General features: G+C 68.0%; 21 protein-coding genes and 2 pseudogenes. 12 read left to right on the plus strand and 11 right to left on the minus strand.

Annotated elements, in window-relative coordinates; all coding sequences use genetic code 11:
• The gene (locus ASD05_RS30315; RefSeq protein WP_056598699.1) at positions 1 to 612 is read right to left on the minus strand and encodes a hypothetical protein; all 612 of its coding nucleotides are present in this window, start codon (positions 610 to 612) and stop codon (positions 1 to 3) included.
• Between the two features lie 55 nt (positions 613 to 667).
• Entirely contained in the window at positions 668 to 1,126 is a 459-nt protein-coding gene (locus ASD05_RS26290; RefSeq protein WP_056598702.1) for a universal stress protein, read from the minus strand.
• Between the two features lie 330 nt (positions 1,127 to 1,456).
• Here ASD05_RS26290 and ASD05_RS26295 point away from each other — a divergent pair, with 330 nt between their 5' ends.
• Genes ASD05_RS26295 through ASD05_RS26305 form a run of 3 tightly spaced genes read left to right on the plus strand, consistent with a single transcriptional unit; the run spans position 1,457 to position 4,567 of the window.
• On the plus strand, positions 1,457 to 2,656 hold the full coding sequence (locus ASD05_RS26295) for an efflux RND transporter periplasmic adaptor subunit (RefSeq protein WP_235508101.1): 1,200 nt from the start codon (positions 1,457 to 1,459) through the stop codon (positions 2,654 to 2,656).
• On the plus strand, positions 2,653 to 3,891 hold the full coding sequence (locus ASD05_RS26300; RefSeq protein ID WP_056598709.1) for an ABC transporter permease: 1,239 nt from the start codon (positions 2,653 to 2,655) through the stop codon (positions 3,889 to 3,891). Before ASD05_RS26295 ends, ASD05_RS26300 begins: the two co-directional genes overlap by 4 nt.
• Positions 3,884 to 4,567, plus strand: a complete 684-nt coding sequence (locus ASD05_RS26305) for an ABC transporter ATP-binding protein (RefSeq protein ID WP_056598712.1) — start codon at positions 3,884 to 3,886, stop codon at positions 4,565 to 4,567. Before ASD05_RS26300 ends, ASD05_RS26305 begins: the two co-directional genes overlap by 8 nt.
• A gap of 11 nt (positions 4,568 to 4,578) precedes the next feature.
• Here the strand turns inward: ASD05_RS26305 and ASD05_RS26310 are convergent, their stop codons facing one another.
• Complete coding sequence (locus tag ASD05_RS26310) at positions 4,579 to 5,004, minus strand: Hsp20/alpha crystallin family protein (RefSeq protein WP_056598714.1); 426 nt, start codon at positions 5,002 to 5,004, stop codon at positions 4,579 to 4,581.
• Between the two features lie 142 nt (positions 5,005 to 5,146).
• On the opposite strand from ASD05_RS26310, the gene ASD05_RS26315 reads away from it, so the two are divergent.
• The gene (locus tag ASD05_RS26315; protein WP_157610293.1) at positions 5,147 to 5,569 is read left to right on the plus strand and encodes a cytochrome c; all 423 of its coding nucleotides are present in this window, start codon (positions 5,147 to 5,149) and stop codon (positions 5,567 to 5,569) included.
• Here ASD05_RS26315 and ASD05_RS30870 read toward each other — a convergent pair.
• Complete coding sequence (locus ASD05_RS30870; protein ID WP_235508102.1) at positions 5,487 to 5,903, minus strand: GNAT family N-acetyltransferase; 417 nt, start codon at positions 5,901 to 5,903, stop codon at positions 5,487 to 5,489. The genes ASD05_RS26315 and ASD05_RS30870 overlap by 83 nt on opposite strands.
• A gap of 36 nt (positions 5,904 to 5,939) precedes the next feature.
• Between ASD05_RS30870 and ASD05_RS26325 the strand changes: the two genes are divergently transcribed.
• Both ASD05_RS26325 and ASD05_RS26330 read left to right on the plus strand, forming a co-directional pair.
• A complete protein-coding gene (locus ASD05_RS26325) occupies positions 5,940 to 6,188 on the plus strand; it encodes a biotin/lipoyl-containing protein (RefSeq protein ID WP_056598720.1) in 249 nt (82 codons plus the stop codon).
• A 9-nt stretch (positions 6,189 to 6,197) separates the two neighbouring features.
• Positions 6,198 to 6,797 carry a SagB/ThcOx family dehydrogenase gene (locus ASD05_RS26330; protein WP_056598723.1) on the plus strand — a complete coding sequence of 200 codons (600 nt, stop codon included), beginning with the start codon at positions 6,198 to 6,200 and terminating at the stop codon, positions 6,795 to 6,797.
• 21 nt (positions 6,798 to 6,818) lie between these two features.
• Here ASD05_RS26330 and ASD05_RS26335 read toward each other — a convergent pair whose 3' ends face one another.
• The gene (locus ASD05_RS26335) at positions 6,819 to 7,046 is read right to left on the minus strand and encodes a hypothetical protein (protein WP_056598726.1); all 228 of its coding nucleotides are present in this window, start codon (positions 7,044 to 7,046) and stop codon (positions 6,819 to 6,821) included.
• 4 nt (positions 7,047 to 7,050) lie between these two features.
• Positions 7,051 to 7,500 carry a host attachment protein gene (locus ASD05_RS26340; RefSeq protein ID WP_056598729.1) on the minus strand — a complete coding sequence of 150 codons (450 nt, stop codon included), beginning with the start codon at positions 7,498 to 7,500 and terminating at the stop codon, positions 7,051 to 7,053.
• A 572-nt stretch (positions 7,501 to 8,072) separates the two neighbouring features.
• Here ASD05_RS26340 and ASD05_RS26345 point away from each other — a divergent pair.
• Entirely contained in the window at positions 8,073 to 9,116 is a 1,044-nt protein-coding gene (locus ASD05_RS26345) for a hypothetical protein (RefSeq protein WP_235508103.1), read from the plus strand.
• Between the two features lie 331 nt (positions 9,117 to 9,447).
• On the opposite strand, the gene ASD05_RS26350 is transcribed toward ASD05_RS26345, so the two are convergent.
• Entirely contained in the window at positions 9,448 to 9,939 is a 492-nt protein-coding gene (locus ASD05_RS26350) for a CDP-archaeol synthase (protein WP_056598844.1), read from the minus strand.
• 639 nt (positions 9,940 to 10,578) lie between these two features.
• Here ASD05_RS26350 and ASD05_RS26355 point away from each other — a divergent pair.
• From ASD05_RS26355 to ASD05_RS29830, 4 genes and pseudogenes are all read left to right on the plus strand, one after another.
• Complete coding sequence (locus tag ASD05_RS26355) at positions 10,579 to 10,881, plus strand: ribose-phosphate pyrophosphokinase-like domain-containing protein (protein WP_056598735.1); 303 nt, start codon at positions 10,579 to 10,581, stop codon at positions 10,879 to 10,881.
• Between the two features lie 511 nt (positions 10,882 to 11,392).
• Entirely contained in the window at positions 11,393 to 12,235 is an 843-nt protein-coding gene (locus tag ASD05_RS26360) for a universal stress protein (protein ID WP_056598738.1), read from the plus strand.
• 98 nt (positions 12,236 to 12,333) lie between these two features.
• Positions 12,334 to 14,829, plus strand: coding sequence for a cation-translocating P-type ATPase (locus ASD05_RS26365; protein WP_056598741.1), 2,496 nt, complete (start codon positions 12,334 to 12,336; stop codon positions 14,827 to 14,829).
• A 120-nt stretch (positions 14,830 to 14,949) separates the two neighbouring features.
• A pseudogene (locus tag ASD05_RS29830) lies at positions 14,950 to 15,138 on the plus strand (transposase); the annotation flags it as partial.
• On the opposite strand, the gene ASD05_RS26370 reads toward ASD05_RS29830, so the two are convergent.
• The 4 genes from ASD05_RS26370 to ASD05_RS26385 form a co-directional block, all read right to left on the minus strand.
• Positions 15,105 to 15,347, minus strand: coding sequence for a hypothetical protein (locus ASD05_RS26370; protein ID WP_056598745.1), 243 nt, complete (start codon positions 15,345 to 15,347; stop codon positions 15,105 to 15,107). The pseudogene ASD05_RS29830 and the gene ASD05_RS26370 overlap by 34 nt on opposite strands.
• Before the next feature lie 42 nt (positions 15,348 to 15,389).
• A complete protein-coding gene (gene phbB / locus ASD05_RS26375; RefSeq protein WP_056598748.1) occupies positions 15,390 to 16,109 on the minus strand; it encodes an acetoacetyl-CoA reductase in 720 nt (239 codons plus the stop codon).
• A gap of 1 nt (position 16,110) precedes the next feature.
• Positions 16,111 to 16,764 (minus strand): BON domain-containing protein, encoded by a 654-nt coding sequence (locus tag ASD05_RS26380; RefSeq protein WP_056598751.1) that lies wholly within the window; start codon positions 16,762 to 16,764, stop codon positions 16,111 to 16,113.
• Between the two features lie 135 nt (positions 16,765 to 16,899).
• Complete coding sequence (locus ASD05_RS26385) at positions 16,900 to 17,403, minus strand: ornithine carbamoyltransferase (RefSeq protein WP_056598754.1); 504 nt, start codon at positions 17,401 to 17,403, stop codon at positions 16,900 to 16,902.
• Positions 17,404 to 17,639: 236 nt separating this feature from the next.
• On the opposite strand from ASD05_RS26385, the pseudogene ASD05_RS26390 reads away from it, so the two are divergent.
• Positions 17,640 to 17,843: pseudogene (locus tag ASD05_RS26390) on the plus strand (Crp/Fnr family transcriptional regulator); the annotation flags it as partial.

Below are 17,843 nucleotides of genomic sequence, written 5' to 3' on the forward strand. Positions count from 1 at the left end.
CTACTTCTTTTCGGTGCCAGCGGGGCGTGCCGCGTGCTTCATGGCCTCGACCGTCCGCGCAGAAGCATCCGCGGCGGCCTTTGCGGCGCTGCGCGTGGCTTCCACGGCCTTGTCGAGCGCCTCGCGCGTGGCCTGAGCGGCCTTTTCGGCTTCCTCCTTGCTGGCCTCGGCGGAACGCTTGAGTGACTCTTGCGCCCTTTGCAATGCCTCCGCGGTGGCGGCCGAGGCCTTCTTGCTTTCTTCCTCGACCTTGCGCGCGGCTTCCTTGCTGTCGTCGAGCGCCCGGCTTGCCGAGGTGCTCGCCTTTTCTTCCAGCCGGGTGGCGGCCTCGGCCGCCTTGCGGGCGGCGCGGCGCACGCCTTCGGCCAGCGCCTTCGACACCTTGCCGGTGGCGACCCGGCTCTTGTCGGCAGCGGCCTTCGCGGCGTCGGCCGCTTCGCGCGCCGCTTTCTCGGCATCTCTCGCGGCCCGGCTGGCGGCGTCTCCGGCTTTCCGGGTCACGCCCGGGAGCGGGCTCAGCTGGCCCGGCGCGGTGTTGTCCGCGGCAAAGGCGATGCTGCTCAGCGCAACGGCGAGCGGGGCCAGCAGGAAGCGAAGTTTTCTGGATGTCATGGCGCTTTCCTTGGTTGATTGTGAAAGCACTGAATTCATTCACGGGTCGGCCCCATCAGGCGGCTTTTTCCTGTCGCACCAGCAGCACGGGAACCGGTGTGCTGCGCAGGATCTGCTCGGCATCGCTGCCCAGCAGCGCGCGTCCGATGCCGCGGCGGCCGTGCGTGCCTATCACGATCAGGTCGCAGGCCGTCCTGGTGGCCTCCTCGACGACGATGTCGGCGATGCGCCCCGCCGTGATTTCGCGCAGCACGGTCTCCGCCACCAGCCCGGCCGCCGTCACCTGGGCCTGGGCCTTGGCAAGCACCGATTCCCCGTACTGCCGCATCTTCTGGAGGCCGGCCTCGAAGCTGGAGATCGCGGACATCTCCGCGAGCATCGGAAAGTCGTCGATCACGTGGAGCAGCCGCAGCCTGGCCCTGAGCTCGCCGGCCAGGCGGATGGCTTCCTGCAGGCCGCGTTCGGCGGTGGGGCTGCCGTCCAGCGGAACCAGGATGTGCGCATACAGGGACATGGTGTTCTCCTCGGGACCGCTTCGAAGACAGGCACCCGTCGCCAGTCCCCGGCGCGACGGACACACGGATTCTTAGCCCGGCCGCCAGCGGTGGCTTTGCGCAACGTCAACATGGCCCGAACTCGCACGCCCTTGATGCGTGTCAAGGCGGCGCGGGGCAATGGGAAGAGACTGGCAGCCATTCCATCCGCACCGCTTCAGGACCGCAAGCCCGCCATGTACTCATGCAATCCTGCTCTGCCGAAAGCACAGGCGCCGCCGACGCGATTGCCGCGGCGCTCCACGCGTCTATGGTCCGCCGTCAGGCCGCATGCGGCGGGCGGTCTCGCCGTGGCAGCGCTGCTGGCCGTGGCCGCATGGCTCGGCCCTCGCTGGTTGCTCGGGCCACGCGTGGAGGCGAACGCGGTCGTGCAGCGCGACTTCGTCCAGTCGGTGGTGGCCAGCGGGCATGTGGAGGCACCGCACCGCGTGAACATCGGCACCCAGGTCACCGGCACCGTCAAGCGCGTGCCCGTGGCGGAAGGCCAGGGCGTGAATGCGGGCCAGGTGCTCGTGGAGCTCGAAAGCGCGGAGCTGGCCGCCGCCGTGGCGCAGGCGGATGCGGCAGTGTCGCAGGCGCGGGCGCGGCTGCGCCAGCTGCGCGAGGTCCAGGCGCCGGTGGCCGCGCAGGCCGTGCGGCAGGCCCAGGTGAACCTCGACAACGCACGCGCACAGTTGCGCCGCAATACCGACCTGTTCAACCAGGGCTTCGTCGGGCAGGCCGCGCTCGACGAGGTGCGCAAGGCGGTCGACCTGGCCGAATCGCAGCTGCGCGCCAGCCAGAGCCAGCTCGACAGCGTACGCGCCGGCGGAAGCGACGAAGCGGTGGCGGCCACTTCGCTCGACCAGGCGAGGGCTGGCGCGGCTGCGGCGCGTTCGCGCCTTGTCTACGCCACCATCGTCGCGCCAGCGGCCGGCACGCTGATCGACCGTGCCGTGGAGCCCGGCGACGTGGTGCAGCCCGGCAAGGCACTGATGGTGCTGTCGCCGGCCGGCAAGACGCAGCTGGTGGTGCAGATCGACGAGAAGAACCTCCAGTCGCTCGCGCTCGGGCAGAAGGCGCTCGCATCGGCGGACGCCTACCCCGAGCAGCGCCTGGCGGCCGAACTGGCCTACATCAATCCCGGCGTGGACGTGCAGCGCGGCTCGGTCGAAGTCAAGCTGGACGTGCCCGATCCACCGTCCTACCTGCGGCAGGACATGACGGTGTCGGTCGACATCCAGGTGGCACGGCGGCCGCAGGCCGTGCTGGTGCCGTCGGATGCGCTGCATGACGCCGACCGCGCCGATCCCTGGGTCTTCAAGGTGGACGGACGCCGCGCGCGGCGGCAGCCGGTGCGCCTCGGGTTGCGCGGCGGCGGCTTCAGCGAGGTGCTCGACGGCCTGCGTGCGGGCGATCTCGTGCTGCCCGCGAAGACGAGCGGCATCCGGGACGGCCTGCGCCTGCGCGCGGTCGCCGTACCCACCGAAACGCGTGTGCCGTCGCCATGAACCGATGGGCGCCCTTCGAATGGATCGTGGCGCTGCGCTTCCTGCGCGAGGGGCGCATGCAGACCCTGTTCATCGTCGCGGGCATTGCCATCGGGGTGGCCGTGATCGTGTTCATGTCAGCGCTGCTCGCCGGCCTGCAGTCCAATTTCATCCGCCGCGTGCTGACGGCCCAGGCGCACATTCAGCTGCTGCCGCCCAAGGAGGTGGCGCGGCCCCTGGGGCCGGTGCGGGCGGCAGGCGCCGGCCCGCTGGAGGACGCCATCGTCCAGGCGCCGCTGCAGCGGCTCAAGTCGATCGACCAGTGGCAGACGCTCGCGGCCCAGGTCCGCGCCATGCCTGAAGTGGCGGTAGTGTCGCCCATCGCGAGCGGCTCCGCGCTCGTGATCCGGGGCGAAGCCAGCCGCGCCATTTCGGTGATCGGCGTCGATCCGGCCCTCTACTTCCGCATCGTGACGCTGCCCGAGAAGATGGTCCGCGGAACGACGCGCCTCACGCCGAGCGACATCCTCGTCGGCACCGACCTGGCGATCGACCTCGGCGTGACGGTCGGAGACAAGCTGCGCGTGTCAGCGGCTGGCGGCGGCGACCAGACGCTCACGGTGACCGGGCTTTTCGACCTGGGCAGTAAACCCGCCAACCAGCGCACCACCTTCGTGGCGCTGCGCACGGCGCAAAGCCTCCTGGGTCTGGTGGGCGGCGTGTCGGCCATCGACGTGACGGTGAAGGACATCTACGCCGCCGAGACCATTGCCCAGCGCATCACGGCCGCCAACCGCGTGCAGGCCGACAGCTGGATCGCGACCAACGCGCAGTTCTTCACCGCGGTGCAGGCGCAGAAGACTTCGAACACCACCATCCGCTTCTTCGTCGGCCTGTCGGTGGCCTTCGGCATCGCGAGCGTGCTGGTGGTGTCGGTCGTGCAGAAGTCGCGGGAGATCGGCATCTTGCGCGCGATGGGCATCTCGCGCGGGCAGGTGCTGCGGGTCTTCCTGCTGCAGGGCGGGCTTCTGGGGCTGCTCGGTTCCTTGGGCGGAGCGGGCATGGGTCTGGTGGCGCTGCTGCTGTGGCAGCGCTATGCGCTCAACCCCGACGGCACGCCGCTCTTCCCGCTGGCGATCGAGCCCGGCCTGTTCGCCGCCTCGCTGCTGCTGGCGACCCTCACCGGCCTGGCGGCGGCTTTCGCCCCGGCGCTGCGCGCGGCGCGGCTCGACCCCGTGGTGGCCATCCGTGGCTGAACCGGTCGTTCGCCTGCACGATGTGCGCAAGACCTTCAACCGGGGGCTTGCGAACGAGACCGAGGTGCTGCATGGCATCGACCTCGCGCTGGAGCGCGGCGAGTTCTGCGCCGTGATGGGACCCTCGGGTTCGGGCAAGAGCACGCTGCTGAACATCGTCGGGCTGCTCGACCGCCCCACGAGCGGATCACTGCGCATCGGCGGCGAGGAAACCGGTGCGCTCGACGACCATGCGCTCACGCGGCTGCGCGGGCACAACATCGGGTTCGTCTTCCAGTACCACAACCTGCTGGCCGGCTTCACGGCGCTCGAGAACGTGATGATGCCGATGCTCGGCGACGCCACGTTCTTCAACGACAGCATGGCACAGCGCGCCGCGGCCCTGCTCGACAGCGTGGGCCTTTCGAAATGGCGCGACAGCCGGGTCACCGAACTGAGCGGCGGCCAGCAGCAGCGTGTGGCGGTGGCCCGCTCGCTGGCCATGGCGCCGCCGCTGCTGCTGGCCGACGAGCCGACCGGCAATCTCGACACCAAGTCCGCCGACGCCGTGTTCGAACTGCTGCGACAGGCCAACCGCGAACACGGCATGGCGGTTCTCTTCGTCACGCACAACCCGCTGCTGGCGGCGCGTTGCGACAGGATCATCCGCGTCGTGGACGGCCGCCTGGAACGCTGAGGAGTTCGCGGTTATTCGATCTTCAGGACGTGATGGGCGCCGCCTTCGCGCTTGGGCAGCGTCAGGCGCAGCACGCCGTCCTCGAGCTTGGCCACAGCGCCCTTGTCGTCCACCTCGCTGGCCAGCGAGAAGCCGCGCGACACGCTGCCGCGGTAGGTCTCCCTGACGATGGAGCGGCCGTGCTTCTGCTCCTGGTCCTTCTTGATCTCGGCGGAGATCGAGACGTAGCTGCCGTCGACCGATACGCGCACGTCCTCTTTCTTCGCACCGGGAATCTCCGCGGTGACGAGGTATTCCTTGTCGTTTTCGCAGACGTCCACGCGGATGTCGGCCGGCAGCTCGGTGTCGTCGAGCAACTGCATCGGCCGTGCCCAGCGGCGCAGCACGTCGGGAAAGAGGTTTTCGATGCGATCGAAGCGAGAAGGTGCGGTGTTCATGCGGGACGCTCCGTGAAGGGAATGATGGGATTGCCACTCTAGGCATCCGCAGCGCCGCATCCGTTGCGCTGGATCAAGCGAGCGCGCTGCCGCCGCGCGGACGATGGCGTCTTCACCGCGTGCGGTCGAACAGGAGATGAACATGCGCCCGATCCAACCCCCTCTGGACGACCATCGATGCAGCCTCAAGCGGCGCGCGCCGGGGCTGTTCCGGCTGACGGCGGCCGTGCTGGCTGTCATGGCCCTGCAGGGGGGAGCGGCCCAGGCCCAGTCGCGCGGCGAGCTGCTCTACAACACGAACTGCATCGCCTGCCACAGCACGCAGATGCATTGGCGCAGCAGGAGACTGGCCACCGACTGGAACAGCCTCGAGGAACAGGTCCGCCGCTGGCAGCAGGCCGCCTCGCTCGGCTGGCGCGACGAGGACATCGTGGAGGTCGCGCGCTACCTGAACGAGCGCTACTACGGCTTCACGCCGACGATCACGTCGGGATTGCTGAAGGCAACAGGTCTATCACCATTCGCCGCAGGCCCGAGGCCGGCGGCTCCGACGGATCGGCCCTGAAGCCCATGGCGGCCGAGAGCTTCAGCATGCGCGTGTTCTCGCGCAGCACGAAGCCGACCAGGCGCCCGATGCCGCGGCGGCGCGCATGTTCGATCAGGCGCTCGAAGAGCAGGGTGCCCAGCCCCTGGCTCGGCAAGGACGAGGGCCTGCTCGGTGATTCGCGACACCAGCAGCTGGCGCGGGCGTTGCGTGCATCGCAGCCGCTGGCCACGATGTACGCGATGCGCCGCGAGCTGACCGCCCGGAGCCGCTCGGCCGTCACGGCTCGGGCGGCGCTGAGCCGGCCGTGTGAATGTTGAGCCAGGTCAAGGCTCCCGCACTGTACCGCAGCCATGCTCGCGACTCCCGAACCTCGAAGGAGAGAGCCACCATGAGTGAAGTCATCCTGGACCCCGCACGCTGGGAGTCGCTGGAGGCCGGCGACGCAGCTTTCATCGAAAGCTGGCTGGCGTGCGAAGGTGATCGCGTCCATGCGGGCCAGGTGCTCGCCAGGGCAGTGTTGGTGCAACAGAATGTGAATGTCGAAGCGCCGCACGATGGCGTGCTCGAACAGATTTGCGTGGCTGCCGGAGATTCATTCGGTAGCGGAGACGTGCTGGCGCGCGTCGTCAACTTCTGAGGTCTTGGCATGACAACCTTCCTGCTCGACACCGTCGGCGAATCCATGGCCCTGCCGTCACCGGCGCCCACGTCGATGTCGCTTGACCAGGCCCTCGAACGGCGCTGCAGCACGCGGGCCTTCCTGCCCGACGGGCTGTCGCTCGCGGCGCTGTCAGCGCTGCTCTGGGCGGCCTGTGGCGTCAATCGCGAGCAGCAAGGCGGACGCACCGCGCCTTCCGCGCACAATTGGAAGGAGATCGACATCTATGCGGTCCTGGCCGCAGGCACCTATCGATACGAGCCGCGCACGCATCGGCTGTTTCTGATCAGGGTGGGTGACCTGCGCGCGCACACGGGCCTGCAGGACTTCGTCGGGACCGCGCCGCTCAACCTGGTCTATGTGGCCGATCTGGGGCGCATGACCGAAGTCGATGCCAAGGACCGGCCGTTTCTCGCAGGCGCCGACGCGGGCTGCATCGCGCAGAACGTGTACCTGCATTGCGCGGCCGCGGGCCTGGCCACGGTCGTTCGGGCCATGATCGATCGGAAACAGCTCGCACAGGCGCTCGGCCTTCCGGCCACGCATCGCATCGCGCTCGCGCAGACAGTCGGCCATGCGAAGCCCTGACCGGCCCGCTGCCCGCCCGCCTTACCGTTGGCGCATGTACCTCACGGCCTGCTGCTGAGCGTGGCGAAGCGCCTCCGCCTGCGTGGCGTACGGTTCCGTGTCCGGGGGCAGTTGCACCGGCTCTCCCTGTGCGAACCGGCAGATGGCCACGGGCTGGAAGACCGCGCTCACGGGGCGGGCCTGCAACTCGCAATGCCAGTGGCCGACGTCGAGCGCCTGCGCGGGCGCTGGGCTTGCGGTCGAGTTCATGGCGTCACAGCGCGGTGGATTGCGCGTCGCAGATGCGGCGCTCCAGCTCCGCGATGCCGACGTGGGAGAGGTCGGTGTTGTGCGCGGCCTGCAGCCGCTGGCTGACCGCTTCGCTCAACTCGGCCTTCAGTTCGCCCATGAAGGGATCGGATGCGAAGACGGTGAGCGTGCCGAACGCGCCGGCCTTCAAGCCTTCGTCGAGCCGCCGGGCGATCTCCTTCGCGAAGCGCTGATGTTCCTTGCGATGCGGGTCGCTGCGCGGTTCGAAATGGTTCAGGCCCTGGCTGTTGTCGGCCGCCTGGCTGCCGGGGCGGTCGGTGCCCAGGGCGCTTGAATGCAGGCGGCTTTCCTCGTGGGTGAATGCCGCGACCGGCGCGAGGGGCGCCTTGGACGATTCACGGCGGAAAATGCGCGCCGATGCGGCATTGGCGACGACGATCCATTGGGTTTTCATGGCGGCTCCAACAAGAAGAAGAAAAGGAACGGATATCGAAGCCTAGGGCGCAGCTCCCGGCGAGGGGTTGCGCTCGATCAACTCCGCCCCCTACCAGCATCAGCGCGCGCAAGCTGTTGACCAGGCCGCTCACCGGATTGGCATGGAGAGCGGACCTTCCTGGGCCGCAGGGGGTGAGTGAGATTCGCTCCCGCCCTCGACACAAGAAAAGCCCGCCATCCTTGCGGATGGCGAGCTTGGTGAAGGTCCCCACCCGCCCTTTGAGGCCTGGGCAGTCTGAGGTTGCCTTCATCTCCACGGTGTCGGGACGACACCATGAACTCCCCCGAAGGGGATTCCTCGCTATCACCTTCAAATCTCCGGCTTTCGCCCTTGATGGGTCCGGGGGGCGCGAAGGGCGATTGCCGGTGCAGTCCGGCGCCGAGACCTGTCGGCTTGCGCCTTGATCTGCCGCAATCGACTGCCGCCCTCGCTCGCCTAGAGTGACGGCAAGCGTGCCCTTGCGCCAAGGGAATGGTCGAAAGGAATCCATGGTTCTCGACTCGAAAACTCGCCCCGGCACTGGCTGCGCCATGGCAGATGCCGCGCACGACCTGTTCAAGCAGACGGTGCGATCCGAAGCAGAGTTGCATCCGCGATTTCGCTTGCTCCGCGATCGGGCCGAGTTTGCGCCCGCGCGCGGACTGGTGAGCGAACTGCACGGTAGTGAAATTCGCGACATGCGGCCCGACTACTTCGCGTATCTGCAGGGGAGGGATTTCGATGATGCCCTCTTTGAGCTCTTCCTTTTTGCGCTGTTCAAGGCCGCAGGCCATCGAATCGATCTCAAGCATGAGGCCCCTGCCTTCTTGCTGGCAAAGGCCAGCACGACGGCTGCCGTTGACGCCTTCACTGTCGGAACGCCGGTCACCGGGGCCGAAGGCCAGGCTACGTCGCCACGGTTGGCCGTCCCCGAGCCACAAGCGCACGGCTTGGGCGGAATTCTCTTTCGACGGCTGCATCAGCAGCGTTGGCGTGCGCCTCATGCGGATGGCCACCCCTTCGTCTTCGCCATTCAGGACTTCGACCACAGACTGGCTCATGGCGCTCCATCTGCGCTCCTGCATTTCCTCTTCGGAGGTCCCGGCCAGTTGCAGGAACTCGGCGATTTGTTCCCGGACGGTTTCTTCGGCCATCAGGACGCCGAGCATGTCTCGGGCGTCCTGTTCTGCAACGATGCCACGATCGCGAAGTTCAATCGACTTGGACAGGAAGAGCACGCAGCCAGCGCAGCAAGGATGCTGCGCCATGGAGCTTGCCTTGCGGAAGACGGGGACGCTTCCACGCCGGCATGCTATGCCTACGAAGTGGGCCAGCGGGGTGCGCAGCGAGAACAGTGGAACGAAGGCACGGTGCTGATCCACAATCCTTTCGCTCTGCATCCGCTACCACCGGACTGGCTCGGTGCCTCGGCAGAGATGACATGCCAGGACGGCCAGGCCGCGAAGTGTATTGCGCATGGCTTTCATCCCTTCTCGTCGACGACCGAACTGCTGCGGGAAGATACTCCCGCGTGGTGGGTCGAGGAACGAAAGCGCCTTCTCGAGCAGGAGCAAGCGGCCCATCCGCCGGCGTGAACGAGCCGTTGCCGAGCATCCGTCGCTTCGCATAGAAGACGCTTGCGTTTGTATCCCGTTCCGACGACTTTGCGCTTGCGCAAGCGCTACTTGTCGCGACGCCGCAGGATGGACGCGTCGGGGAGCTGGCGCGAGGCGCGGCCCCCATGCAGGTACGCATGCGTCCTGTATCCCCGTTGAAACAGAGCCGAAAGGAAAGATCATGAAGTCGGATGCGCAGTTGAGAAGCGACGCGGCCCAGGAGTTGGCTGGGATTTCTCATGTCGCACTGCTCTCTCTGGCTTGGTGCATCATCTGCCTTCGCCGTCTCGCACCGTTTCGTTAGCCGCTCTTAGTAGGGCCGATCGCGCAGCCCGAGGCGATGCGCCAGCCGCGCCAAGGGTATCTCCAGCAATACGAAGGAGGCCGTGATCGCGGCGACCTGCAGGAACGACAGGCCCAGCAGGGATTGGACCGCCAACAATGGCAATAGCGACTCCGGAATCTGGTCGATCCCCAACGCCCGCCCGCTCGGTTCGATCGCCAGGCGCCGCTTGGCAAAACTGGAAAGCGCATCGCCGGCCATGGCACCCGCCGCGATGAGGGCGCCGATCCCGGGCGCAGAGCCGAAAAGCCACGCACACAGCGTGCACGTGGCAACGGATGCAACCACGCCTCTTACGGTTTTCGACGGCCCCAGGAGCGGTCGCCCGTCACGTAGCCTGAGGCCTCCATCCAGCGGGCTGGACCACCGGGCGCCAAGCATCCGCTTGGCTGCGATGGGCGCGTTGTTGGCCGCCCCGAGCAGTAGGAGCAACTGAAAACCGAGCCAGAAATCATGCATGTTCGGTGCACGGACCGATCTTCGGTCGAGCGGTAACAACGAGTTGGAGGGTGCCAACCATATGGCGGACATCATGTCCCGCGCTTGACCCAGCGCAAACTCTCGGTGAATGCGCTGATACTACCGCGCGCACAGCCTGAAGGCTTTGGAGCGGGGGCATCCTCGGCTTCGCGGACATGGCCCCGATCCACGAAACGCTGGTCGGGCAGGTCGAAGGCATGAGCGATGCGCAGTGCGGGAAATGGCTGCGCGGGCTCGCTGACCTGGGCCGCAGCCGCGAGTGAGATCCGCTCTCGCCCTCGGCAAAAAAAGAAGCCCGCCCTTCTTGCGAATGGCGGGCTTGGCGAAGGTCCCCGCCCGGCCCTTTGACGCCTGGGCAGTCTGGGGTTGCCTTCATCCCCATGATGTCGGAGTACGACGCCATGAACTCCCCCGAGGGGGATTCACCATTGCCAGCTTTGAATCTCCGGCTTTTGCCCTTGATTCATCGGTTCGTTCAATGTACTGCCAACTCTCAGTGTGAGGTTTGATCCAGCGCAAGTCCGGGCCACATGGGACCTCATTGGGGCTTGATCGATGTCAGGACGCATGAGCGGCCGCGAGCCTAGCCTTTCGGAACATGGCCGCCAGGAGCAATCGATGCTCATGTTCTCCCTTGAAGCGGCCCATCTCTTCGCGTGGTCGCTCGCCGACGCGCTGAATGTGGCGCTGTCGCCGCACGAGGAGCGCGTGTTCGAGGATGGCGAGCGCAAGCTGCGTCCGCTGGCCGACCCGTGCGGCGCCGACATCTACGTGGTGCAGAGCCTGTACGGTGGCTCGGTCGACAGCCCGCACGACAAGCTCTGTCGGCTGTTGATGTTCATCGGCACCCTGAAGGACCACGGCGCATCGCACGGGGAAGAAGGGGAGACGGACACCGTCGGGTCGATTGCAGGCGTTTGATGTTCGTCAACTCGCGCGGCATCCGCGTGCGGCATCCTGCATGCATGCGGATGCGATCCATCCGCCAGTCCAATGCCTACCGCAAGGAATCACATGAAGAAAATGCTCTTGCTCTGTCTGTCCGCGTTCCGTCGGCAGGTGCCCGTGCGCCGGCACGAGAAAGAAGCCGATCTGGTGCAGAGGCTGCGCGAAGCCGGTCTTTGACCCCCGGCCGTGCGGCGCGGAGTTCGTTGATGTGGCGTATTGGCAGCGAAGGCGCATGCCGGAGATGGCATACCTCCCCAATCGTCCATGCGGGCTCGAAGCCGCCGAGACACATGCGCTCAAGGTGATCATGAGGCGTAGGGCTTCGATGCCGCTACGACCCCGCCGGGCCCCGCACCTGTACGACAAATGCGTGATCCGGCGCTGACTTGATCGGCATCAAGGTGCCCGCGCAACGCGCGCCCGAAGATTCGCGCACCGCCCATATTCCGCGCCGGGCGCCGCGCATCACCGAGCAGGCTGCCCCATGAACTTCAGAACCATCCTCGTTCACCTGGACCGCTCCGACCGCAGCGCGGCGCGCTCCGCGCTGGCGGCGCAGTGGGCGAAGGCCCATGAAGGCCACCTGGTCGGGCTGGTGCCCACGGGCCTGTACGACGGCGTGATTCCGATCGATGCCATCGCCACGGGCATGACCGACTACATCGCCGATGCGGCCAGCCACCTGCGGCTGCGCGCTGAGGCCATCAGCCGGGAATTCAGGGAAGGCATCCATGCGTCGGGCTACTTGTCATACGAGGTTCGCCTCGTCGATGGGGCGACGGTCGACGCCGTTGTCCGACACGGCCGCGCAAGCGATCTCGTGGTGCTCGGCCAGGACGACGAATCGGATGCGATGGACACCACCGTGCACGGCCTGGTGCAGCAGGTGCTGATGGAAGCCGGGCGCCCGCTGCTGATCGTGCCTTGCGCCGGGAACTTCAGCGCCCCCGCGAAGAACGTCGTGGTCACCTGGGACGGTTCGCGGGAGTCCGCCATCGCCATCCATACGGCCTTGCCGGCGCTGCTGGGGGCATCGCGCGTGACGCTGGTCTCGTATCGGCATCCGGGCGAAGAGGGCGACGAACAGCGGCTTCTCATTCCGGAGATGATCCAATTCCTGCAGCGGCACGGCATCCAGGCGAGGTCGGAGCGGGAGGTGACCGAGATCGACATCGCGGACGCACTGCTGTCGCGCATCTCCAATCTCGGTGCCGACCTGCTCGTGATGGGCGGCTACGGCCATTCGCGGTTTCGCGAACGGGTGCTGGGCGGCGTCACGCGGCAGATCCTCGCACAGATGACCGTGCCGGTCCTGATGGCGCATTGAGGCGGCGGGCGCCGAGGCTCGGCTGCGCAGCCCTTGGGGCGCATCGGTCCTGCCATCCGGCGCCAGGCTCGGCCCCAAGCAACCGAAGGAAGACGTCCGTGCGCGACCAACCGCTCCAGGGCCTGACCGATGCCGAAGCCGCGCAGCGCCTGCGCCGCGACGGCCCGAATGTCCTGCCCTCCGTTTCCCGCAAGGGCCTGGTCCGCATCGCCTGGGGCGCGCTGACGCAGCCGATGTTCATGCTGCTGCTGGCCGCCGCGGCGCTCTATGCCATGCTCGGCGATCTGGGCGAGGCCGGCATGCTCGCGGTGTCGGTGCTGCTGGTGGGCGGGCTGTCGATCTACCAGGAGCAGCGCACCGAGCGGGTCCTCGAGACGCTGAAGGACCTGTCCAGCCCGCGCTGCACCGTCGTGCGGCAGGGGCGCCCCGTTCGGATCGCGAGCCGTGAACTCGTGCGCGGCGACTGCCTGCTGGTGAATGAAGGCGACCGCCTGTCCGCTGACGCGCGGCTGGTCGAGGCCGTCGGGCTGCAGGTCGATGAGTCCTTGCTCACCGGCGAGTCGATGCCGCTGGCCAAGCATCCCGGCAGCCCGGATGGCGACGGCGAAGGCCGGGCGGACGCGCTCCTCGCGGGCAGCCTGGTGGTGCGCGGCGACGGCGTGGCCGAGGTGACCGGCACGGGCGCCCACACGGCACTGGGCGCCATCCATCGGTCCATCGCGCAACTCGCGCCGCGCGCCAGCCGGCTGCAGGACGAGTTGAAGCTGCTGGTGCGGCGGGTGGCCTGGCTCGCGGCCTTCACCTGCCTGGCCGCGGCCGCCGTGTTCGCGCTGCGGGAGGGCTCCTGGACCCAGGGTCTGCTGGTCGGCCTGACGCTGGCGATGGCGCTGATCCCCGAGGAGTTTGCCGTCGTCTGGAGCGTGATGCTGGCGCTCGGCGCCTGGCGTCTTGCCAAGTCGAACGTGCTCACCCGCCAGCCCCAGGCCATCGAGGCGCTCGGCACCATCACCGTGCTGTGCGTGGACAAGACCGGCACGTTGACGCGAAACCGCATGGCGCTGGCGGCCCTGCACGACGGTGCCGGCGAATGCGAGTTGCGCGAAGCGGGTGAGCCTGCGGCGCAGCGCTTCCATCGCCTACTGCAGGCTGCGGTCCGCGCCAGCAACGCGGAGGGCGTCGAACCGATGGATCGGGCCGTGCGCGCGGCCGCCGAGGCTGCGGGCCTGCGCGCCGATCCGGCCTGGGTGCCCGGTGTGCGCCGGGGAATCCGCGAGGGCTCGCCCTACGTGGTGCATTGGTGGCACGCGCCCGGCGTGCCCGGCCAGGCGGTGGTGGTCAAGGGCGCGGCGGAGGCCGTGCTCGGTCTTTGCGAAGCCGATGGGGCGCTCATGCAGCAGTTGCGCGAGGCGGCCGACCGCTGGAGCGCCGCCGGCCTGCGCGTGCTCGCGGTGGCCGAGGGCCGCGCTCTCGCGGCCGGCGACGACGCCGCGCTGCCCGAGGGTCTTCGGCTTGCGCCGCTGGGCCTGCTCGGCTTCCTGGACCCCTTGCGCGACGAGGTGCCCGCTGCCGTGCAGGCGTGCCGGCGCGCGGGCGTGCGCGTGGTGATGATCACCGGCGATGCCGCCCTCACGGCGCGGTCGATCGCGCGGCAGGCCAGGCTCGTCGATGGCGGCACGACGCATGTGATGACCGGAGCGGCGCTGGCCGGCATGGACGACGATGCGCTGCGGGATTGCGTGCGCGAGGTGCAGGTGTTCGCGCGGGTCGATCCGGCGCAGAAGCTGCGCATCGTGCAGGCCCTGCAGCAGCGCGGCGAGGTCGTCGCGATGACGGGCGACGGCGTCAACGACGCGCCCGCGCTCAAGGCGGCCGACATCGGCGTCGCGATGGGCCAGCGCGGCACGGACGTCGCGCGCGAGGCCGCCTCGCTGGTGCTGACGGACGACAACTTCGCCTCCCTGGTCGACGCCGTGCGCGCCGGCCGGCGCATCTTCACCAACCTGCGCAAGGCCCTGGGCTATCTGTTTGCGGTGCACGTGCCCATCGTCGGCGTGGCGCTGATTCCGGTCGTGCTGGGCGGCCCGGTGCTGCTGCTGCCGCTGCACGTGGTGCTGCTCGAGCTGTTGATCGACCCGGCCTGCTCGCTGGTGTTCGAGGCCGAGCCGGCGCCGGACGACAGCATGGACGTGCCGCCGCGCCGCAAGGAGGACACGCTGTTCTCGCTGGCCTCGGCCGCCCGTGCGCTGGCGCTCGGCGGGCTTGCGTTTGCCGGCGTGGCGCTGGTGCAATGGGTCTGCCGGGAGCGCGGTGCTTCGGCGGAGGTGCTGCGCCTGGCGAGCCTGGGCTCGATCGTGCTCAGCAACCTGTTGCTGCTGCTGTGGTTCCGTGGCGCCGGCTTGGGGCGCACGCACACCAATGCGGTGTTCCATGCGTTGCTGGTGGGCGTCTGCGGGGTCTGGGTCCTGCTGACCGGCGTGCCGGGCGTCGGCGCATGGTTCGGCCTGGCAACGCTGCCGCCGCACTGGGCGTTGTGGGCCGCGCTGCCGGGCTGCTGGGCGGCATGGCGCCTCTTCATTCACTCTCGTGGTCGCTGAATCGGAAACAAGGCAGATGGACACGACATTGGTGCAGGCACTGCGCGAATCATTGCGGCGGGAGACCGGCGCGCGTCGAGTTGGTCGAGACGCACATCTCGTGGGTGCTGCGCGCGGCGGTTGCCCGAGGACTGGGCGTCGGATCCTGAACGCCGTGGCAAGGCCGGCGTTCCTGACGAAGTGCGCTTCGCCACGAAGACGCAGATCGCGCTGCGGCAATTGCGCACGCTGCTGGATGAAGGCGCGCCGCACCACTGCGTGCTGGCCGATGCTGGCTACGGTGTGGACAACGCTTTGGGCAGCACGGGCAGCGGCAGCTCCCCGTCGACCACGTGCAGGTCGGTGCGGCAGACCGCGCATGCCAGCACGCGCAGCCGCAGCTCGCCCGGGCCGGGCTGCGGAATGTTGCGCCGCTCGAGCTCCAGCGGCAGCAGGGCCGCGTTCAGCACCATGGCGCGCATGGTCGGCGCGAGCCGTTCGGCGGGGTCGAAGGAGCGTGCCTGGGACGTGGTGTACATGGCGGGCTCGCCGGAAAGGATGAAGGCAGGGGCGTCGCCGCTTCAGTCCATGTACTTGCCGCCGTTGATCGACAGCGTGATGCCGTTGATGAACGCGGACTCGTCCGCGACGAGAAACACCACGCCGCGCGCGATCTCGGCGGGCGTGGCGAGGCGGCCAGCCGGAATGTCCGACAGGATCCTCGCCATCGTCTCGGGCGCGACAGCCTCCACCATGGGGGTGTCGGTGTAGCCCGGCGCCACCACGTTGGCGGTGATGTTGCGCGAGGCGCCTTCCAGCGCGAGCGACTTGGTGAAGCCCACGAGCCCAGCCTTCGTAGCCGCGTAATTCACCTGACCCGCCTGCCCGGACAGGCCGTTGACCGAGCCCATGTTCACGATGCGGCCGAAGCGGCGTTCACGCATGCCGCCGATGACGGCACGGCACATGCTGAAGCAGCCGCCCAGGTTCACGTCGAGCACCTCGCGCCACTGCTCCAGGCTCATCTTGTGCAGCATCGTGTCGCGCGTGATGCCCGCGTTGTTGACCAGCACGTCGATGGGGCCGAGCGCGGACTCCACGTGCGCGACACCGGCCTGGCAGGCGGCGTGATCCGCCACGTTCCAGCAGAAGGCCGGAATGCCGGTGCGCGCGGTGAAGGCCTGCGCGGCCTCCGCGCGGTTCGCGAAGTTCACCGCCACGCGGTAGCCCGCCGCCTGCAGGGCCTCGGCCGTGGCCGCCCCGATGCCCGAGGTTCCGCCGGTGACGAGCGCGACGCGCATCTCAGGCGTCCACGAGCAGGTCGTTCACCACCACCGTGACGCCCGGCGTGGCCCATGCGGCGCCTTGTACCGCATCGCGCTCGGTCCAGGAGTGGACGGTGCCGCGCAGCGTGACGAGCGAGCCGTCCACCGAGATGGAGAGCTTGCGGGCCTCGCGGTCGGCCTGGCGCGAGAGCGCCTCGTGGATCTTCTTCTCGACGTCGGCGGGGCTCACCCTGGGCTTGACCTTCACGAGGTTCGACACGCCGGTCACGCCCATCAGGTTGCGCACGGTGACCTCGGCGGCGTTGCGCTGGTAGTCCCATTCGACCTCGCCGCTGAGGCTGAGCCAGCCCTTCTCGACCATCGGGTGGATCTTGCCGTCGGGCACGAGCACGTTCCATTCGAGCGCGCGTTCGGCCGCCAGGGCGATGTCGGCGTCGGTGCGCTGGTTGTCGAAAGGCAGCTTCACCGTGAGTTCGATCGCCAGCGCCTTCACGCCGTACACGCGCTGCGCGGCGCGCTCGACCGCGTACTTTTCGGCGTAGCTGGAGAGATGGCCGGTGAGTGTGACCACGCCGTCCTTGACGATCACGCCGATGTCGGAGGACTTGACGTCGGGGGCCCAGGTCAGCTCGGCCTGGATGTCGTTGCGCAATTGGGTATCGGTCTTCATGAGTGATTCCTTGCTGTGAATGGATGGGAGCCGGTCGTCCTGGCTCAGCCGTGGCGGCCGTGGAATCCACTGTAGGAAGGAGGCAGCAGAAGCGTATTGCGCTGGATCAACCGCGAATGCGGCGGGCATCGCGGCTTAGCCGATGGCTTCCAGCAACATTGCCTGGAGGATGAAGCGACGGTTGTCGGCCCGTGAGGTCGTGTCCCCGAGCATCTCCGCAAGCCGGTCGGCCGCATGGGCCCTCGTGGCAGCGCCATCGAACACCGGGATGCCGGCATGTTCCGCGATGCGCTGCACGAGTACCGGGTCCACGCCCTGGCATTCCATAGCCTCGTAGAGCCGGCCGAGCATGCGGGCGGTGTGCTGCACTTCCTGAGGGGAGCTTGCGGGAGACAGGCTCGAGCGCATCACGGCCACGTGCGCGCCGAGTTCTTCCGCAGCGCGGCGGAACAGCGCTTGCGCTTCGTCGGGCTGTGCCTCGCAGAGCAGGCCCAGGTTCTTGCCACGCAGCAGCGGGCGAGTGGTCCCGCCAAGCGCCGCGCGCTGCAGGATACGAGCCCGCGAGAGCAGGCTGGCCACGCCCAGCGGCGAGAGCTGTGGTTCGACCTCCGGGCTGCGGACGATGTTGGAAGGGGGCATGGCAACGGTCAATGTGTGACTTGCCAAGGTTAGGCATGCCGGCTGCACTGCATTTGATGCAGGTCAAGGCATCGGACCGCTTCGATGTGGCAGAGGTCTCACCATGTGCCGCTGATACACGCCGGACCCATTGCATTGACCAAATGTCACCCCGGGATTCAGGCCGTTGTTACTTCATTTTCGAGGGCTTCCTAACGTCGATTCATCGAAACGCGACAGACCACCAAGGAGTCTCGATGCTCAACACCGCTCCCACGAACACCGCGCAGCTTTCCCCGAGCCTGACCCTGCCCGCCGGCGGCCAGGCGTGCGCGGGCCGCAACACCATGGACACACTGAAGCTTCTCTGCGAGCAGCTCAAGCCGCAGCGCCGTGTCGTGCACACGGGCGACACGATCTACCAGGCGGGCGAGCGCTTCGGCAACCTCTACATCCTGAAT

Origin of the sequence: Variovorax sp. Root434, from assembly GCF_001426595.1 — a bacterium.
GTDB lineage: Bacteria > Pseudomonadota > Gammaproteobacteria > Burkholderiales > Burkholderiaceae_C > Variovorax.

What these genes read in the sequence shown, in the direction of transcription:
- ASD05_RS30315 (WP_056598699.1), bottom strand. Translation starts at nt 612, where the DNA reads ATGACATCCAGAAAACTTCGCTTCCTGCTGGCCCCGCTCGCCGTTGCG.
- ASD05_RS26290 (WP_056598702.1), bottom strand. Translation starts at nt 1,126, where the DNA reads ATGTCCCTGTATGCGCACATCCTGGTTCCGCTGGACGGCAGCCCCACC.
- ASD05_RS26300 (WP_056598709.1), top strand. Translation starts at nt 2,653, where the DNA reads ATGAACCGATGGGCGCCCTTCGAATGGATCGTGGCGCTGCGCTTCCTG.
- ASD05_RS26310 (WP_056598714.1), bottom strand. Translation starts at nt 5,004, where the DNA reads ATGAACACCGCACCTTCTCGCTTCGATCGCATCGAAAACCTCTTTCCC.
- ASD05_RS26315 (WP_157610293.1), top strand. Translation starts at nt 5,147, where the DNA reads ATGCGCCCGATCCAACCCCCTCTGGACGACCATCGATGCAGCCTCAAG.
- ASD05_RS30870 (WP_235508102.1), bottom strand. Translation starts at nt 5,903, where the DNA reads ATGGCTGCGGTACAGTGCGGGAGCCTTGACCTGGCTCAACATTCACAC.
- ASD05_RS26325 (WP_056598720.1), top strand. Translation starts at nt 5,940, where the DNA reads ATGAGTGAAGTCATCCTGGACCCCGCACGCTGGGAGTCGCTGGAGGCC.
- ASD05_RS26330 (WP_056598723.1), top strand. Translation starts at nt 6,198, where the DNA reads ATGACAACCTTCCTGCTCGACACCGTCGGCGAATCCATGGCCCTGCCG.
- ASD05_RS26335 (WP_056598726.1), bottom strand. Translation starts at nt 7,046, where the DNA reads ATGAACTCGACCGCAAGCCCAGCGCCCGCGCAGGCGCTCGACGTCGGC.
- ASD05_RS26340 (WP_056598729.1), bottom strand. Translation starts at nt 7,500, where the DNA reads ATGAAAACCCAATGGATCGTCGTCGCCAATGCCGCATCGGCGCGCATT.
- ASD05_RS26345 (WP_235508103.1), top strand. Translation starts at nt 8,073, where the DNA reads ATGGCAGATGCCGCGCACGACCTGTTCAAGCAGACGGTGCGATCCGAA.
- ASD05_RS26350 (WP_056598844.1), bottom strand. Translation starts at nt 9,939, where the DNA reads ATGCATGATTTCTGGCTCGGTTTTCAGTTGCTCCTACTGCTCGGGGCG.
- ASD05_RS26355 (WP_056598735.1), top strand. Translation starts at nt 10,579, where the DNA reads ATGCTCATGTTCTCCCTTGAAGCGGCCCATCTCTTCGCGTGGTCGCTC.
- ASD05_RS26360 (WP_056598738.1), top strand. Translation starts at nt 11,393, where the DNA reads ATGAACTTCAGAACCATCCTCGTTCACCTGGACCGCTCCGACCGCAGC.
- ASD05_RS26370 (WP_056598745.1), bottom strand. Translation starts at nt 15,347, where the DNA reads ATGTACACCACGTCCCAGGCACGCTCCTTCGACCCCGCCGAACGGCTC.
- phbB (WP_056598748.1), bottom strand. Translation starts at nt 16,109, where the DNA reads ATGCGCGTCGCGCTCGTCACCGGCGGAACCTCGGGCATCGGGGCGGCC.
- ASD05_RS26380 (WP_056598751.1), bottom strand. Translation starts at nt 16,764, where the DNA reads ATGAAGACCGATACCCAATTGCGCAACGACATCCAGGCCGAGCTGACC.
- ASD05_RS26385 (WP_056598754.1), bottom strand. Translation starts at nt 17,403, where the DNA reads ATGCCCCCTTCCAACATCGTCCGCAGCCCGGAGGTCGAACCACAGCTC.